This window comes from Paenibacillus cineris (genome assembly GCF_018333335.1).
GTDB lineage: Bacteria > Bacillota > Bacilli > Paenibacillales > Paenibacillaceae > Paenibacillus_AQ > Paenibacillus_AQ favisporus.
In genome coordinates this window covers 1-680 of sequence record NZ_BORU01000013.1, presented here as the reverse complement: position 1 = coordinate 680, position 680 = coordinate 1, and the positions used below count along the sequence as shown (strand labels likewise).

Annotated in this window: 1 rRNA gene; it reads right to left on the bottom strand. The window is 55.7% G+C overall.

The features are described 5' to 3' along the window. Positions 1 to 680, bottom strand: a 23S ribosomal RNA gene (locus tag KI379_RS33665); the annotation flags it as partial.

The window sequence follows — 680 nt, the reverse complement described above, 5'->3', positions numbered from 1 at the left end:
TTGGATAAGCCCTCGACCGATTAGTATTGGTCAGCTCCATGCATTGCTGCACTTCCACCTCCAACCTATCTACCTCGTCGTCTACAAGGGGTCTTACATACTGGGAAATCTCATCTTGAGGGGGGCTTCACGCTTAGATGCTTTCAGCGCTTATCCCGTCCGTACGTAGCTACCCAGCCATGCTCCTGGCGGAACAACTGGTGCACCAGCGGTACGTCCATCCCGGTCCTCTCGTACTAAGGACAGCTCCTCTCAAATTTCCTACGCCCACGACAGATAGGGACCGAACTGTCTCACGACGTTCTGAACCCAGCTCGCGTACCGCTTTAATGGGCGAACAGCCCAACCCTTGGGACCTACTTCAGCCCCAGGATGCGATGAGCCGACATCGAGGTGCCAAACCTCCCCGTCGATGTGGACTCTTGGGGGAGATAAGCCTGTTATCCCCAGGGTAGCTTTTATCCGTTGAGCGATGGCCCTTCCATGCGGTACCACCGGATCACTAAGCCCGACTTTCGTCCCTGCTCGACTTGTAGGTCTCGCAGTCAAGCTCCCTTCTGCCTTTGCACTCTTCGAATGATTTCCAACCATTCTGAGGGAACCTTGGGGCGCCTCCGTTACTCTTTAGGAGGCGACCGCCCCAGTCAAACTGCCCACCTGACACTGTCCCCATACCGGAT